We start from the raw sequence: 15,887 nt of genomic DNA, 5'->3' as shown, positions 1-15,887 counted from the left end.
CCATGGCAGGAGCATGCCCACCGCCCCGATTCATCTTTCCTTTGAGCCGCATAACGAAATAAATCACTGATTATTTATTTTGTTTCAGCATCAAACATTTAAAAATCACATTACCGCAGCATTTTGAAAATGAACACAGTATGAAGAATCGCCTCAGAAGCGCTTCAGAGAGCATCAGGCATCATGGCTTCACACTTGGATGGGACGGCTCATCCCTCATTCAGGTGGCACCCATGTGACGCTTCCAATCTGTCTTTTCCCCGCGCCTCCCCAGAGGCGCTTTTTTTGCCTGCAAGCGGGTGCAAAAAAGCCCGCCGAAGCGGGCAATGACCGGAAGGTGCTGACTTCCAGGGTCTATCAGAGGGCGAGGAACAAGCCTGCCAGGGAGGCGCTCATCAGGTTTGCCAGCACCCCCGCCAGGATGGCGCGCATGCCGTAGCGGGCGATGAAGGACTTGCGCTCCGGCACCATGGCCCCCAGGCCGCCGATGAGGATCGCCATGGAAGAGATATTGGCGAAACCGCACAGGGCGAAGGTGACGATGGCCTTGCTCGACTCGTTCAAGGTCTGATCCTGCACCAGGGCAATGAAGGCGACGAACTCGTTGATGACGATCTTGGTGCCGATCAGGGCACCGGCCGCCTGGGCCTGATCCCAGGGCACACCGATCAGCCAAGAGACGGGGGCGAACAGCCAGCCCAGGATGATCTGGAAGCTCAGATCCAGCCCCACCAGGTCGCCGGCCCAGCCCAGCAGGCCGTTGAGCAGGGCGATCACGCCGACGAAGGCCAGCAGGGTCGCCCCTACGGCGACGGCGATGTTGAGACCCGCCATGGCGCCATCGGCGGCCGCTTCAATGACGTTGGTGGCGCGGGGGATCTCCACGTCTTCGTGGTGATCTTCCTCTTGCGCGGCGGGCGGCACCAGGATCTTGGCCATGGCAAGCCCGGCAGGGGCGGACATGAAGGCCGCCGCAATCAGGTATTTCAGCTCGACCCCGATGCTGGCGTAGCCCACCAGGGTGCCGCCAGCTACCGAGGCCAGCCCGCAGCTCATCACCGCAAAGAACTGGGAATCGGACATCCTGGAGAGATAGGGTTTGACCACCAGCGGCGCTTCCACCATGCCGACGAAGATGTTGGCGGTGGCAGAGAGGCTCTCGGCGCGGCCGGTGCCCAGCAATTTCTGCAGGCCGCCGCCGAGCAGGGCGATCACTTTGGGCATCAGGCCGATGTGATAGAGGATGGCGATCAGCGCGGAGAAGAAGATGATCACCGGCAGCACGTTGAAGGCGAAGATGAAACCGAGTTTGAACTTGGCCAGATCCCCGAACAGGAAGGCAATCCCCTCCTGGCCGTAGCCGATGACGCTGCTGACGCTCTCGCTGACACCGTTCAAGACCTGTTGACCGGCGGGCAGCCAGAGCACCAGGGCGGCGAAGAGCACTTGCAGGCAGAGGGCAAAGCCCACTGTTCGCAACGGGATACGACGACGATTATCAGAGCAGAGTGCGGCCAGGGCCAGGATGCTCAGGATACCAAGCAGGGCAATCATGGGGATTCCATCCAGTGAGGCTGAAGATGGGCGCGGATTCTGCTCTCCTCCCCTCACTGCCGCAACCCCGCTGGGTTACAACCCTGTTAGCAAAAACGTTTGCACGATATCGGTTGCGCCAACTGACTGATTTGACACAACTTTGAAACCGCACTCACGCCAGTGTTCTTGTATGGAAACGATTATTCCTCGGTGCCGGACAATTTCACCCCGAGCCAGGGTGCGAGTCGCTGCGCCCAGTAGGGCCCGGGTCCGAAGCTCTCCTTGAGGAAGTCGATGAAGAGGCGGATCTTGGGATCCAGATGCTCTCGCCTGGCATAGACGGCGTGCACCGCCATCTTCTGGTTCGGTTGCCACTGGGGCAGCAGAGGGATGAGCTGACCAGATTGCAGCTCCTTGTCCAGCAGGTAGTTGGCCACATAGGCGATGCCGAGCCCGGCCAGGGCGGCGTCCCGCACCGCTTCCGCCAGATCCACCCGATAGTTGCCCGCCACCTGCACCGTCTGGCGCTCCTTGCCCTGGCGAAATGACCACTCGTGGTAGCGCCGCTCCCGGCTCTGGTAGGTGATGCAATTGTGATGGGCCAGATCCCTGGGGTGCAGTGGCGTGCCGTGACTCAGCAGATAATCCGGCGAGGCCACCAGCACGAAACCGATGTCTGCCAGTCGCTGCCCTACCAGGGACTCGGGTTTGTCCTCGTAGGTGGTGATCCAGAGATCCAGCCCCTCATCCACCAGATTGGTGCGGTGATCGAACAGGGACACCTCCAGCTCCAGATCCGGATAACGTGCCTGAAACGCCTTGAGGCGCGGGATCACGTGCAACCGCCCGAAGGATTGGCCAACCCCCAGATGGAGCACGCCGCTCACCTTGCCACGGCGCTCCGCCACCATGGATTCCGCCTCCAGCGCCACCGCCACCAGAGCGCGGCAGTGGCGGGCATACTCCAGACCCAGTTCGGTGAGCCCGAAACGGCGGGTAGTGCGCTGTACCAGCTGGGCGCCGAGCGCGGTTTCCAGCAGGGCGAGCTGCTTGCTGATGTGGGATTTGGAGACCCCGAGGCGGCGCGCAGCCGCCGAGATGCCCTGTTCACGAACCAGGGCATCGAAGATCACCATTTGGGGAAGACGTTGCAGCACGGTGTCACCGGAGTGGATGGCGGGGCCGCATTATTCCAGAGTGGCCCGCCATGGGGTAGGGTCAGTGCCCCAGGGCATCGATGATCTGCTGTTTGAGAGGATCATCCGACGGATTCTGGTTGGCGCCATAGCTCGCAATCAGCTTGCCGTCCCGCCCGACCAGGTACTTGTGGAAGTTCCAGTTGGGCGCATCACCGTCGGCAGCCGCGGCCAGCCCCTTGAACAGCGGCACTGCATCCGAACCCCGCACCGCCACCCGGTTGAACATGGGGAAGGTCACCCCGTAGTCCCGGCGGCACACCTCGGCGGTTTTGTTTTCGTTGCCCGCCTCCTGCCAGAAATCGTTGGAAGGGAAACCCAACACCATCAGTCCCTTCTCCTTGTAGCCCTGATAGAGGGCTTCCAGATCCCGGAACTGACCGCTGTAACCGCAGTAGGAGGCGGTGTTGACCACCAGCACCACCTTGCCCTCGGTCAACTGGCAGAGGTTGTGGCGCTGGGTGCTGTTGAGCTCCCGCATCTCCACGTTGAAGTAATCGGGGCAGGCGGCAGAGACCGCGCCCGAGCCGAGCATCAGCAGCAGGGTGAACCATTTCATCGACGTGACTCCCATTGTTTTGTCCATCATACGCAAGACCCCGGAATCTGGTTCAGGGATCAGTGCAGGGGGATCCCGGTCAGCCAGCCGTGTCCCCAGAAGATAAGCAGAGCCGTGAGGGCCAGCCCCGCCCCCAGACTGATCCCCGTCCCCTGCCAGGTGGCGGCGGCACGGGGATGACGACCCCACTCCCGCATCGAAATCCAGACGATGCTGATGAGAGCCCAGAGACCGATCCCGCCAAACAGCACCAGAGAACGCGCCTCGCTGTTCACCGCCAGATGGGCCCCCGACCAGAGCAGCACCCCGAGCAGCTGGGGATGCACCAGCCAACGGCGGAAATGGTTCGCCCCCTGCCCCGCACACAGCAGGACAAGGGCGATCGGCATGATCCCCATCACCAGGGTGGGCCCCCAGACAGGCAGAAAATAGAGGGGCATGGGGCTGGCACTGCGCCAGCCTGCGAGGATGCAGCCGATGGCGACGAACACCAGCAGCGAGAAGAGCCCCTTGTAGCGGTTCTCCCCCAGTCGATCCCGCAGACGGGCGCGGTGCTGTGCCGCGAAACAGGGGTAGAGATGGATCAGGGTGAACAACACCACCCCCAGGGTCAGCAGGATCATGGCTCGCTCCTCGCATATTGCCCACCGGAATGGGAAGCCCTCCCTCAGGCGGGCCTTGTTTCTCGTGGCTCCCTCACTGTCGGGAGATCACTATGCCGCAAAGCCCCTTGTCAGAATACAAAAACCATATGAAAGACAGCAGGATAATAAAAAAGCCGACCCAAGGATCGGCAAGTGCGTCAGAGGTGCCACGCCGGGCCGCTCACTCTGCTGCACGGGGCAGGGTCAGGCCGATGCACCGCATCGGCCAGGAGAGAGGGTCATTTGCGCAGCAGGTAGAGAGCCGCCACGTTGCGGGCCGTGAGCTGCAGGTTGGTGGTGGCGGTGGCCAGCGCCTCCGGCAGGGACATGGCCCGATTGACCACGGCGAACACCGCATCCAGCCCATGCTCGTGCACCACGCCGCAGTCGTCGGTGAGGCATCCGGCGATGCCGATCACCGGCTTGCCGAACTGCTTGGCACAACGAGCCACCCCGATGGGCGTCTTGCCATGGATGGTCTGGCTGTCGATGCGGCCCTCGCCGGTGATGACCAGATCCGCATCGGCCACCGCCTCAACCAGGTTCAGCGCCTCGATGACGATCCGGATGCCGGGTTTGAGCTCGGCGCCGAGCAGCCCCACCAGGGCTGCCCCCATGCCGCCTGCGGCTCCCGTTCCCGGGATCTCCTTCACCTGCTTGCCAAGCGCCTGCTCGATGCAGTCCGCGTAACGGGCCAGATTGGCATCCAGTTCGGCCACCATCTCGGGAGTTGCCCCCTTCTGCGGACCGAACACGGCGGACGCCCCTTTCGGGCCGCACAGCGGATTGTCCACGTCGCAGGCCACCTCGATGGTGAGTCCGGTCAGACGGGGATCCAGCCCGCTCAGGTCGATGGTGGCCAGCTCGGCCAGACCGGCACCGCCCGGCGCGATGGGGGTACCATCTGCTTTCAGGAGCTTGCCGCCGAGTGCCTGGATCATGCCAGCACCGCCGTCATTGGTGGCGCTGCCGCCGATGCCGAGGATGAGGTGGTTCACCCCCATCTCCAGCGCGGCCAGGATCAGCTCCCCGGTGCCGACACTGGAGGTGAGCCGCGGATTGCGCAGCTCGGGCGCCACCAGATGGAGGCCGGAGGCCGCCGCCATCTCGATGACGGCGCGCTTGCCATCCCCCAGCAGGCCCACGAAGCCCTGCACCCTGTTGCCGAGGGGGGCGGTCACCTCGACCGGCAGGATGCGACCACCGGTGGCATCCACCAGAGACTGCACCGTCCCCTCGCCGCCATCGGCCATGGGCAGCTTGACGTAGGTGGCATCCGGCAGCACCTGCTTGAAACCGGCCTCGATGGCATCGGCCACCGCCATGGCGCTCAGGCTCTCCTTGAATGAATCGGGGGCGATCACAATTTTCATATCAGTTCCTTAGGCGAGGCCAAACACGCCAAACATCAGGGTGGAGACAACGGCGATGGTCAGACCGACCGCGGTTTCGTAGGGGATGAGCTTGAGCCGCTCACCGACGCCCATGTGGACACTGCCGCCGGTGGCATGGAAGAAGGAGCCGTGGGGCATATGGTCAAACACGGTGGCGCCGGCGTGGATCATGGCGGCCCCAGCCAGGCTGCTGATCCCCAGTTCAATCAGAGTGGCGCTGAACACGTTGGAGGCCACCACGGTCCCGGCCGTGGTCGAGGCGGTCGCCAGCGACATCAGGGCACCGGAGATGGGGGCCAGCAGGTAGGAGGGCAGACCGGAAGCGGTCAGGCCGCTGATGAGCACATCTTTCAGGCCGGAGTTGGCGATGATGCCCGCCAGGGTACCCGTCCCCAGCAGCATGATGGCCACCGGCGCCATGCGGGCCAGGCCCGAGACGGCAAACTGGTTCACCTTGGTGAACTTGCCCATCATCAGGGCCCCCACCAGGCCGCCGAGGGGCAGTGCGATAAGCGGATCCACGACTATGCCGGCGATGGGACGCAGGGCCAGCAGCAGGATGGCGACCAGGGGGGCACTGATGGCGGCGGCAAAGCCGGGCAACTTGGCACCGTCAAAGCTCACCACCTCGTCGGCGGCGACCTTGCTGCCCTTGTTGTTGAGGCGCTTGGCCAGCCAGTAGGCCATCACCAGACCGAACAGGCCGGGAATGATGCCCGCCGCCATCACCGAGGTGAGAGGCAGGTGGAAGGCATCGGCTGCCGCGATGGCGTTGGGGTTGGGAGACATGACGTTGCCCGCCTTGCCACCGCCTATCATCGCCAGCAGGATGGCCGCCTTGGAGAGATCGGCACGGCGGGCGATGGCCAGCGCAATGGGGGCGACCGTGATGACGGCCACGTCCACGAAGACGCCGACCGCGGTCAGGATCAGGGTGGCCAGCGCCAGGGCCAGCAGGGCGCGGGTTTCGCCGAGTTTCTTGACGATGGTTTCGGCGATGGTGGTGGCGGCGCCCGATTCGATGAGCACCCCGGCCAGCACGCCCGCCGCCAGGATCCGCATCACCGCCGTGGTGATCCCCTGGGCGCCACCGATCATCAGGGCGACGGTCTGGGTCAGGTCGGCGCCACCGATCAGGCCACCGGCCAGGGCACCGACAATCATGCCGTAAGCGGGCGGCACCTTCTTCAGGATGAGGAAGATGGCGATGGAAAGCGCGGCGAGCGCGCCGAGCGCGGAGACTGGGATCATGACGGGCACCTTGTTGTTGTAATGAGTGGCGCCATTATGGGGATCCCCGCCTGGAATGCTTTGGCCATAAAACCAAAAAAAGCATTTACCGGCCTTGTATTTTTGTTGGAAAAGACAAATCAGCTATCGAGACTGAGCCCGAGATAGAGCAGAAACTTGTCATCTAACTTGTTGAAATTCAAACCGGTTATCTGCTCTATCCGGGTCAGTCGATAACGCAGGGTGTTGGGGTGAATGAACAGGGCTTCGGCACAGGGATGCAGATCACAATCCTGCAAGAAATATTGGCGCAGCGTCTTTTGCAGCGTTCCCTTTGTGTCCTCCTGCGCCAGCTTTTGCAGCGGAGCCCGCAGCTGATCCGCCTGCCAGGAGTCCGCCAGGGTGCCGAGCAGCACTGAGAGCCGGTAATCCTCGAAGAAATAGACCTGCTTGCGGGGCGACTGGCGCATGCCACGGCGCAAGGTGTCTCGCGCCGTCTGGTAGGAGAGCGCCAGCCCGGGGATGCCGGCGAAGTAATCACCCACCCCGATGCGAACCTTGAAATGGGGAATACGGGAGAGCAGCAGCCGGATCCGGCTGCGCTCCTGCGCCGACTGCCAGACGCCGTCGCTGAGCTGGGCGGGTTTGAGCACCACTATCTCGTCCAGGCCGTTGATGGCCACCAGGTTGTCCCGCTCCGGGTTTTCCAGCAGGTGAACCAGCTCCCTCACCTGGGCGGGCTCGGCCTCCTCCAGCGCCAGCACGGCCACCACCCGGGGCTGGGCGAGATCCAGCTCGAGGAAGCGGGCCACCTGTTGCAATTGATCGGCCCGCCCTTCGCCGCGAATGAGCTGCAACACCAGCTCCTCCTTGTGGCGCTTGTCCCACTGCAACTGCTCGGTGAGCGCCGCCTGTTCCAGGATGAGCTCGGCGGTCATGCGCACCAGCTCGGCGTAAGCACGCACTTCGTCCGGATCGCCCGAGATGCCGATGACCCCGAGCAGCTCCCCCTGATAGGCGATGGGCAGGTTGATGCCGGGCCTCACCCCCTTGAGCTCCCGGGCGGTGGCCTCGCTTATCTCCACCACCCGGTTCTCGGTCAGGGCCAGCACGGCCCCCTCGTGGCGCTGGTGCAGCCGCTCCGGATTGCCGGACGCAATGATGAGTCCCCGCTCATCCATGACGTTGACCGAGAACGAGAGGATCTTCATCGCCCGGCTGACTATCTGATGCGCGAGCGCGTCGTTGAGCTGCATTGCCTCTCCATACCATTCGTTGACAGGGTCCCCGGCGTGCGCCATCACCGGGATCACCCGTTAAAGATCCCACATCATCAAGACAAGCGCGGGGGGGATCGCTAGAATAGGTCACTTTACGCTATCAGTGCCCCACCATGGATCAAGGATCCGGCATCATGCCGCTTTGCGCCGTGGTGGTTTCACCCTCCGATATGGACTCCGCTATGGATTATGAATTTCGCCGCGACCCGTTCGGTGGCTATCGCGCCCGGTTCTCCATGGGCCATGAAGCCATCGGCCAGTGGTTGATCGACGAGGTGGGCAAGGACGAGGAGAAGCTCGACGAGCTGTTCGCCATCATCGACCAGCTCTCCAGCCGGGCCCGCACCGAATACCGGCTGCTGGGGGGCGACTACTCCCTGCTGCTGACCCACGAGGAAGCCGAGGTGAAGGCCAATGTCCTCAATATCGAGCAGGATGAGGATCTCGACGATCTCGCCTACTACGATGATGAACAGCTGGCCATGTGCGGGCTGGAAGATTTTGCCCAGGTACTCGGCTCCTGGCGCGCCTTTATCCGCAACGAGGATATGGGCTGATTACCCCCATTCGGGCGAGCATGCCCCTTGCAACCCAACAGGATTGACTATGTCCATTTACGATTTTGATGACGAACTGCCGGAAGACGAGCTGGATCAACCGAAGAAACCCGCCCAGCCCAAGAAGAAGGGCAAGCAGGTGCTGAACACCCAGGTCAACCTGAGCCCGCGCGATGCCAGCCGCCTGAACGGCATGCACGTCGAGGCCATCACCACTCTGGATGACGTCAGTCTGCCGAAGAACGTCATCTTCAAGGCCGGTCTCATCGCCCTGGGCGAGCTGGAAGCCAGCAAACGCGCCGACATCATCGCCCGGGTCATCGCCGAGTCCGGTCGCTGATACGGGAAGGCCATCGCCTCTCTCGGTGGCATCTTGCCGCCGCCCAAGCCGGAGCCCAGCTCCGGCTTTTCATTGCGCGTCTTCTGCCGGCCAGTCCCGGCCACCCCCTTTTCCTTGAACCAGACCATGGGGATCGTTAAGGTGCGCCCTTCATTCATACAAGGAGACTCGATGTTACCACTCCCCGATATCCTCATCTGGCTCGTCCTGGGGCTGGCCGTACTCTGCTGCCTCGCCTGCCGGACCAGGCCCGGCATGCTCCTGCTGGGACTAGCCCTGCTCACCGCCCTCTGGCTTGAGCGACTCGCGCCCTTCGCCGCTCTTGTCAGCCTCGCCGGTCTGCTGCTGGCCTGGCGTACCCCCACCCAGCCCCCACCCTGGCGCGGCGTCGCACTGACGCTGGTCCTGCTGTGGTCCCTCGCCCTGACGCTGCATCTGGTGCCCGGCTTTGACAATCTCAGGGTGCTCGACAAGGTACAGGCGGGCCCGGCCAGCGGGCCCTTCACCCTTTACCTCAATCTGGACAAGCCGCTCATTTTCTTCGCCCTGCTGCTGGCCATCCCCGGCCTGCTCGGCCCGGGTGGAACGATGCGCTGGCGGCCGCTGGCCCTGCTCATCCTGCCGCTCGCGGCCCTGCTCATCACCGCCTGGCAACTGGGCGCCCTCAAACCCGAAGCGGGACTGCCCCACTGGTGGTGGCTGTTCGCGTTCAACAACCTGCTGTTCACCTGTGTGGCGGAAGAAGCGCTGTTCCGGGGATGCATCCAGCAAGGGGTGGCAAGCCGAAGCACGCCCTGGGCAGGTCTCCTGGTCGCCAGCCTGCTGTTCGGCGCAGCCCATCTTGCCGGTGGCCCGTTGCTGGTGTTGTTCGCCGTGCTGGCGGGGGCCTGCTATGGCCTGGCGTTCCAGCTGAGCGGGCGCCTCAGTGTCGCCATCCTGCTCCACTTCCTGTTCAACTTCGCCCACCTGGCCCTGTTTACCTATCCCCTGGCCAGCCACTGACGTCGAGCACAGGTTCACCGGGCAAAAAAATGCCCCGCCCCCGTGGGGGCAGGGCATCTGCATTCATCCTGCAATCTAGTCGACGTAGAAGGTCTGCTGGAAGGTCAGCGTCTGCTGCTGCCCCTCCCCCATGATCTTCAGGGTGAACTGGTAGGTGTCCTCATTGCGATAGGGCAGCACTGCCAGGTAATAGATGGCATTCCCCTCTTTCACCTCCTGAAAATTCAGGGTGCGAAGGGTGCCGGTCAGATTGCGGGCTTCGCCGCTGATCCCCACCGCCTGTGCCACCCCCTGCTTGTTCTGCACCGCGATATTGACGATGCCGTTATAGCGGCTGCGCTCCAGGCCATAGGTCCTGGCTACCTCGGGGGTGAGGAAGCTGGAGTTGAACGCGCTGTAGTGCACTTTCCAGGGGCCCAGCTCCTGCATCTGCTCAGCCCGCAGCGGCAGCGTCATCAGGAGTGCCAGCAGGCAACTCATCCAGGCAGTTTTCATGATGTCATCCCTCTCGTATCAATCCTGATTATCGAGCAGAGCGGCAATCTCGGCGGGGATCTGCTTTGGCGCGTCGATGGCGACCGTCTTGTGCCGACCCAGCTCCCCCCGCAGGATGCGAACCTGCCCCTTGGCCACCTTGCACTGCTTGGCCAGGTACTTGATCAGGTGACTGTTGGCCTGACCATCCACCGGCGGCGCCGTGATGGCCACTTTCAACTCGTCACCGTGCAATCCGATGATCTGATCCCGGCTCGCCTTGGGCTGGATCATCAGATGCAACACCAGCTCGTCCCCTTCCAGCAGGACGGCGGGCATCAGATCATCCACCACAACTGGCCGAACAGATCCCCCATCAGGTAGTTGATGGCCTGCAGCGCGATGAAGGCGACCAGCACGGAGAGATCCAGCCCGCCCAATGCAGGCAGGATGCGGCGAATGGGGGCCAGGAAGGGTTCAGTGAGCTGGTGCATCACGTATTCAATGGGGTTGCGACCCTGGCTGACCCAGCTCAGGATGGCGCGGATAAGCAGGATCCAGAAGATCATGGAACCCGCCTTCTTCAGCACGGTGAGCGTCGCAAACAGACAGAGAGTGAGCCAGTCCGCCTGCAGCACATTCATGCTCTTGAGCAGGACCAATTTGCCAAAGGCGATCAGCAGCGCCAGCAGCACAGAGGCCATGTCCAGCCCGCCAAAACCCGGGATGACGCGGCGCAGGGGCACCACCAGCGGGTTGGTCAGCTTGACCACCATCTGGCTCATGGGGTTGTAGAAGTCGGCCCGCGCCCACTGCAGCCAGACCCGCAGCAGCACCACCATGAGGTAGAGATCAAAGACAGTGTTAATTAAAAAGTAAGCCGTGTTCATCCGGGCTCCTTGCTAAAAGGGATTCAGAAAAGGGTTTCCATTTCGCCGGCCCGGGTAACGGCCGCCTGCATGGCTCTTGCGGTCAGCGGCATCAGCCCCTGCTCCTGGAATGTCTTGACGGCCTCGGCCGTGGTCCCGCCCTTGCTGGTCACCTGCTCGCGCAGGGTCTGCAGCGACAGCTCGGGATTCTGCTCCACCATGGCGGCCGCCCCCAGGGCGGTTTGCTGCACCAGCAGGCGAGCCTGCTCCGGCGTAAAGCCCATGGCCTCGGCCTCCTCGGCAATCGCCTGCATGAACAGGAAGAAGTAGGCCGGGGCACTGCCCGCCGCCGCAATGACGCCGTTGATGCCGGCCTCCTCATCCACCCAGAGGGTCTTGCCCACGGATTGCATCATCTGTTCGGCCACCGCCCTATCGGCCTGCCCGATGGCGGGCGGTGCATAGAGCCCGGTCATCCCCAGCCCCAGCAAGGAGGGGGTGTTGGGCATGGTGCGAATGATGCGATCGTGACCACCCGCCATCTCCTGCAAGCGCGCGACGCGAATGCCGGCAGCGATGGAGATGAGCAACTTGCCATCCAGCGAGCCAAGCTCGGCCACCAACGCCGTCAGCATGCCCGCCATCAGCTGGGGCTTGACCGCCAGCACGATCACCTCGGCCTCCCGGGCCGCCTCGGCGTTGTCCTGGGTGATACGGATGCCGAACTGGCTGGCCAGTTCGTCCAGCTTGGGGCGGCTGGGATTGGCGGCGATGATACGCTCTGCCGGGTAACCCGCCTGGATGAGGCCGGCAATGATACTGCGGCTCATGTTGCCTGCCCCGATGAAGGCGAGGGTTCTCTGCTGCATCAAACACTCCTGTTACTGACATCGCAGCGGATGCCGACCCAGCCTGTGCAGGCTGACAGCATCACACGCGCCTGTTTACCTGAAAAAAGCACGACCGGGGTGTTTCTCGCCCCGGCTCTTGCTCATGAATAGTCACGGGCCCCGAAGATGGCGGTCCCGACCCGCACCATGGTGCTGCCATGGGCAATGGCCGGCTCGAGATCCTCGGTCATCCCCATCGAAAGGGTGTCGACGCTCGGGTATTGTTGCGCAAGCTCGGTGAACAGAGCCTGCATGCGCGCCATCTGGGCCGCCAGCACCCCCTCGTCGCGGGTATGCTCGGGGATGGCCATCAGGCCGCGCAACCGCAGCCGCTCGCTTTGGGCCACCAGGGAGGCCAGGCGGAAAATCTCTTGCTCCGACGTACCGGATTTGCTGCTCTCTCCGCTAATATTGATTTGCAGACAGATATTTAGCGGCGCGAGCCCACCCGGTCTCTGATTGTTGAGGCGTTCGATGAGCTTGTCGCGATCGACACTTTGAACCCAGTCGAACCGCTCCGCCACCAGCTTGGACTTGTTCGATTGCAGCGGGCCGATAAAGTGCCACTCTATGTCTGTACAGGCGTTCTGCTCGCGCAAGGCATCAATCTTGAGCGCGGCCTCCTGGGCGTAGGATTCGCCAAAGCGCCGCTGACCGGCGGCATAGGCAGCCTGAATGTCCCCCAGCGGCTTGGTTTTGCTGACAGCAAGCAACTGGATGTGATCTGGGCTGCGGCCAACACGCCGGGCAGCCTCTACAATACGTTCCTTTACCTGAAGCAGGTGCTGGGCAATCTGGCTCATATTTCGTTCGTAATCTTGTGATGGGAGAATAACAAATCTATGGATATCACAGAGTTATTGGCATTCAGTGTAAAGCATAAGGCCTCGGATCTACACCTCTCGGCCGGGGTCCCCCCGATGATCAGGGTTGATGGGGAGGTTCGCAAGATCAATTTGCCCGCCCTGGATCACCGGGAAGTCCATGCTCTCATTTACGACATCATGAATGACCACCAGCGCAAGGAGCTGGAGGAGAACTTCGAGGTGGACTTCTCCTTCGAAGTACCCGGCATGGCACGCTTTCGGGTCAATGCCTTCCAGCAGGCGCGCGGCTCGGGCGCCGTGTTTCGTACCATCCCGAGCACCGTTCTGACCCTGGACGATCTGGGGGCGCCGGAGATATTTCGCAAGATAGCGGAGTACCCTCGCGGCCTGGTGCTGGTGACTGGGCCCACCGGCTCGGGCAAATCCACCACCCTGGCCGCCATGGTCGATTACATCAATGACAACTTCCACCACCACATCCTCACCATCGAGGATCCCATCGAATTCGTGCACGAGAACAAGCGCTGCCTGGTGAACCAGCGGGAAGTACACCGCGACACCAAGAGCTTCAGCAACGCCCTGCGCTCGGCCCTGCGGGAAGACCCGGATATCATCCTGGTAGGTGAAATGCGGGACCTCGAAACCATCCGCCTCGCCATGACCGCCGCCGAAACCGGTCACCTGGTATTTGGCACCCTGCACACCTCCTCGGCTGCCAAGACCATCGACCGTATCATCGACGTCTTCCCCGGCTCGGAGAAGGACATGGTGCGATCCATGCTCTCCGAATCCCTGCGGGCGGTCATCTCCCAGACCCTGCTCAAGCGTATCGGTGGCGGCCGGGTGGCGGCCCACGAGATCATGCTGGGGATCCCGGCGGTGCGAAACCTCATCCGGGAAGACAAGGTGGCCCAGCTCTATTCCGTCATCCAGACCGGGATGACCCACGGCATGCAGACCATGGACCAGAGCCTCAAGCAGCTGGTCAACCGGGGGGTCGTCGCCTCCCTCGATGCCAAGGCCAAGGCGGTCGATCCCAATACCATTTAAGCTCGCACACCCAAGGAGTCGCCATGAACATGGATGTTCTGCTCGCCGCACTGGTTGAACAAAAGGGCTCGGATCTCTTCATCACGGTCGATGCTCCCCCGACCCTCAAGGTCAACGGGCGTCTGGTGTCGCTCGGACCAGCCCCCCTCGACAAGACGACGGCGCAGGCGTTGATCAGGGAGAGCCTGGACGAGACCCACTTCGAGCGCTTCCTGCACACCCGCGAGGCCAACTACGCCATCCAGCGGGGCTCGCTGGGGCGCTTTCGGGTCAGCGCCTTCTGGCAACAGGATATGCCGGGCATGGTGCTGCGCCGCATCGAGACCCGCATCCCCACCTTTGACGAGCTGGTGCTGCCCCCCATCCTGCAGGAGGTCGCCATGGCCAAACGCGGGCTGGTGCTTTTCGTCGGCGCCACCGGCGCCGGCAAGTCCACCACCCAGGCGGCCATGATCGGCTTTCGCAACCAGCACGGTGACGGCCACATCCTGACGGTGGAGGATCCGGTGGAGTTCGTCCATCAGCACGATCGCTGTCTGGTGACCCAGCGAGAGGTGGGGATCGACACCGCATCCTTCGATGTCGCCCTCAAAAATTCCCTGCGCCAGGCCCCGGATGTCATCCTCATCGGTGAAATCCGCTCTCAGGAGACCATGGAGTTCGCCATCCAGTTCGCCGAGACGGGGCACCTCTGCCTCGCCACCTTGCACGCCAACAATGCCAACCAGGCGCTGGATCGCATCCTGCATCTGGTCCCCCAGGAGAAGCACCGCCAGTTCCTGTTCGATCTCTCCTTCAACCTGCGCGCCATCGTCGCCCAGCAGCTGCTCCCCTCCGCTCACGGGCAGCGCCGGGTCGCCGCCTTCGAGATCCTGCTCAACACCCCGCTCGTCACCGACATCATCCGCAAGGGAGAGATGCACAGACTCAAGGAGGTGATGACCAAATCCGGCGAGCTCGGCATGCAGACCTTCGATCAGGCGCTGTTCACCCTGTTCTGCGCCGGCCAAATTGGCTACAGTGAGGCCCTTGCCCATGCCGACTCCGCCAACGACCTGCGACTGCTCATCAAGCTGTCGGGTCGCGAGCAGCTGGGTGCAGGCACTCTCGACAACGTGACCCTGGATGAATGAGGGGCGTGCGTCACCGCTAGTAAAGGACCGTTATGCTGATTGTGGTTTCCCCGGCCAAGACGCTGGATTACGAGTCACCCCTGGTGACCTCCCGTTTCACCCAACCCGAACTGCTGGACCACTCCGCAGCACTGATCACCCGGGCTCGTCAACTGAGCCCGGACCAGATCGCCAGCCTGATGAAGATCAGCGACAAGCTCGCCGGCCTCAACGCCGCCCGCTTTGCCGAGTGGCAGCCTGACTTCACGCCGGCCAACGCCCGCCAGGCGCTGCTGGCCTTCAAGGGGGACGTCTACACCGGTCTGGCCGTAGAAGATTTCAGCGAGGCCGACCTCGACTTCGCCCAGGCCCACCTGCGCATGCTCTCCGGCCTTTATGGCGTGCTGCGGCCGCTTGACCTCATGATGCCCTACCGCCTGGAGATGGGGATTAGGCTTGAGAACCCGCGCGGCAAGGACCTCTACCAGTTCTGGGGCGACATCATCACTGAGCACCTGAACAAGGCGCTGGCGGCCCAGGGGGACGACGTGCTGATCAACCTCGCCTCCGACGAGTATTTCAAGTCGGTGCGCCCGAGAGCCCTGCAGGGGCGCATCATCACCCCGGTCTTCAAGGACGAGAAGAACGGCCAGTTCAAGATCATCAGCTTCTACGCCAAGAAGGCCCGCGGCATGATGGCACGCCACATCATCAAGCATCGGCTCACCCGGGTGGAACAGCTGACCGGTTTCAATGCCGACGGCTACTACTTTGTACCGGAAGAGTCCGACGCCAATACCCTGATGTTCAAGCGCGCTGAAAATTAATTACACATTCAAGGGAACCAAGTCGGAGATCCTCGGGTCTGACTCTGTGAATCCTCTGTTGTAAGCACTTTTTGTTGGCCGACGTCCTTGCGTCGGCTTT

Annotated in this window: 18 protein-coding genes; 6 read left to right on the top strand and 12 right to left on the bottom strand. The window is 62.7% G+C overall.

What is annotated here, in order from left to right:
* Window positions 1-357: 357 nt before the first annotated feature.
* The 7 genes from AB5Y53_RS02015 to AB5Y53_RS01985 form a co-directional block, all read right to left on the bottom strand.
* Window positions 358-1,554 carry a NupC/NupG family nucleoside CNT transporter gene (locus tag AB5Y53_RS02015; RefSeq protein ID WP_039039970.1) on the bottom strand — a complete coding sequence of 399 codons (1,197 nt, stop codon included), beginning with the start codon at window positions 1,552-1,554 and terminating at the stop codon, window positions 358-360.
* A gap of 182 nt (window positions 1,555-1,736) precedes the next feature.
* Window positions 1,737-2,672, bottom strand: coding sequence for a LysR family transcriptional regulator (locus AB5Y53_RS02010; protein WP_368181063.1), 936 nt, complete (start codon window positions 2,670-2,672; stop codon window positions 1,737-1,739).
* A gap of 82 nt (window positions 2,673-2,754) precedes the next feature.
* The gene (locus AB5Y53_RS02005) at window positions 2,755-3,291 is read right to left on the bottom strand and encodes a glutathione peroxidase (protein ID WP_010673063.1); all 537 of its coding nucleotides are present in this window, start codon (window positions 3,289-3,291) and stop codon (window positions 2,755-2,757) included.
* A 59-nt stretch (window positions 3,292-3,350) separates the two neighbouring features.
* Window positions 3,351-3,914, bottom strand: coding sequence for an NnrU family protein (locus AB5Y53_RS02000; RefSeq protein WP_319893715.1), 564 nt, complete (start codon window positions 3,912-3,914; stop codon window positions 3,351-3,353).
* Between the two features lie 260 nt (window positions 3,915-4,174).
* The gene (locus AB5Y53_RS01995; protein ID WP_134997684.1) at window positions 4,175-5,308 is read right to left on the bottom strand and encodes a glycerate kinase; all 1,134 of its coding nucleotides are present in this window, start codon (window positions 5,306-5,308) and stop codon (window positions 4,175-4,177) included.
* Window positions 5,309-5,317: 9 nt separating this feature from the next.
* Entirely contained in the window at window positions 5,318-6,580 is a 1,263-nt protein-coding gene (locus AB5Y53_RS01990) for a GntP family permease (RefSeq protein ID WP_104455231.1), read from the bottom strand.
* Between the two features lie 119 nt (window positions 6,581-6,699).
* Window positions 6,700-7,815 (bottom strand): sugar diacid recognition domain-containing protein, encoded by a 1,116-nt coding sequence (locus tag AB5Y53_RS01985; protein WP_368181040.1) that lies wholly within the window; start codon window positions 7,813-7,815, stop codon window positions 6,700-6,702.
* Window positions 7,816-8,021: 206 nt separating this feature from the next.
* On the opposite strand from AB5Y53_RS01985, the gene AB5Y53_RS01980 reads away from it, so the two are divergent.
* From AB5Y53_RS01980 to AB5Y53_RS01970, 3 genes are all read left to right on the top strand, one after another.
* Window positions 8,022-8,396, top strand: a complete 375-nt coding sequence (locus AB5Y53_RS01980; protein ID WP_039039964.1) for a YacL family protein — start codon at window positions 8,022-8,024, stop codon at window positions 8,394-8,396.
* Between the two features lie 49 nt (window positions 8,397-8,445).
* Window positions 8,446-8,736, top strand: a complete 291-nt coding sequence (locus tag AB5Y53_RS01975; RefSeq protein WP_039039963.1) for a hypothetical protein — start codon at window positions 8,446-8,448, stop codon at window positions 8,734-8,736.
* Between the two features lie 171 nt (window positions 8,737-8,907).
* A complete protein-coding gene (locus AB5Y53_RS01970; protein ID WP_368181039.1) occupies window positions 8,908-9,738 on the top strand; it encodes a lysostaphin resistance A-like protein in 831 nt (276 codons plus the stop codon).
* A gap of 75 nt (window positions 9,739-9,813) precedes the next feature.
* Here the strand turns inward: AB5Y53_RS01970 and AB5Y53_RS01965 are convergent, their stop codons facing one another.
* The 5 genes from AB5Y53_RS01965 to AB5Y53_RS01945 form a co-directional block, all read right to left on the bottom strand.
* Window positions 9,814-10,233, bottom strand: a complete 420-nt coding sequence (locus AB5Y53_RS01965; protein ID WP_029313762.1) for a DUF4426 domain-containing protein — start codon at window positions 10,231-10,233, stop codon at window positions 9,814-9,816.
* Window positions 10,234-10,251: 18 nt separating this feature from the next.
* On the bottom strand, window positions 10,252-10,551 hold the full coding sequence (gene yggU, locus AB5Y53_RS01960; protein ID WP_041210939.1) for a DUF167 family protein YggU: 300 nt from the start codon (window positions 10,549-10,551) through the stop codon (window positions 10,252-10,254).
* Window positions 10,551-11,102, bottom strand: coding sequence for a YggT family protein (locus tag AB5Y53_RS01955; protein ID WP_010673053.1), 552 nt, complete (start codon window positions 11,100-11,102; stop codon window positions 10,551-10,553). Before AB5Y53_RS01955 ends, yggU begins: the two co-directional genes overlap by 1 nt.
* A 23-nt stretch (window positions 11,103-11,125) precedes the next feature.
* Entirely contained in the window at window positions 11,126-11,950 is an 825-nt protein-coding gene (gene proC, locus AB5Y53_RS01950; RefSeq protein WP_041210938.1) for a pyrroline-5-carboxylate reductase, read from the bottom strand.
* 122 nt (window positions 11,951-12,072) lie between these two features.
* Entirely contained in the window at window positions 12,073-12,774 is a 702-nt protein-coding gene (locus tag AB5Y53_RS01945) for a YggS family pyridoxal phosphate-dependent enzyme (protein ID WP_049636471.1), read from the bottom strand.
* Window positions 12,775-12,813: 39 nt separating this feature from the next.
* Here AB5Y53_RS01945 and tapT point away from each other — a divergent pair, with 39 nt between their 5' ends.
* The 3 genes from tapT to yaaA are packed head-to-tail and all read left to right on the top strand — an operon-like array spanning window position 12,814 to window position 15,787.
* Window positions 12,814-13,848, top strand: coding sequence for a type IVa pilus ATPase TapT (tapT, locus tag AB5Y53_RS01940; protein ID WP_010673050.1), 1,035 nt, complete (start codon window positions 12,814-12,816; stop codon window positions 13,846-13,848).
* 23 nt (window positions 13,849-13,871) lie between these two features.
* Entirely contained in the window at window positions 13,872-14,981 is a 1,110-nt protein-coding gene (locus AB5Y53_RS01935; RefSeq protein WP_368181038.1) for a PilT/PilU family type 4a pilus ATPase, read from the top strand.
* Between the two features lie 32 nt (window positions 14,982-15,013).
* Complete coding sequence (yaaA, locus tag AB5Y53_RS01930; protein ID WP_368181037.1) at window positions 15,014-15,787, top strand: peroxide stress protein YaaA; 774 nt, start codon at window positions 15,014-15,016, stop codon at window positions 15,785-15,787.
* Window positions 15,788-15,887 lie beyond the last annotated feature (100 nt).

Source organism: Aeromonas sp. R7-5 (assembly GCF_040908015.1).
GTDB classification, from domain to species: Bacteria; Pseudomonadota; Gammaproteobacteria; order Enterobacterales; family Aeromonadaceae; genus Aeromonas; species Aeromonas caviae.
The sequence above is the reverse complement of the archived record's forward strand: the minus strand, read 5'-3'. Positions and strand labels throughout refer to the sequence as shown.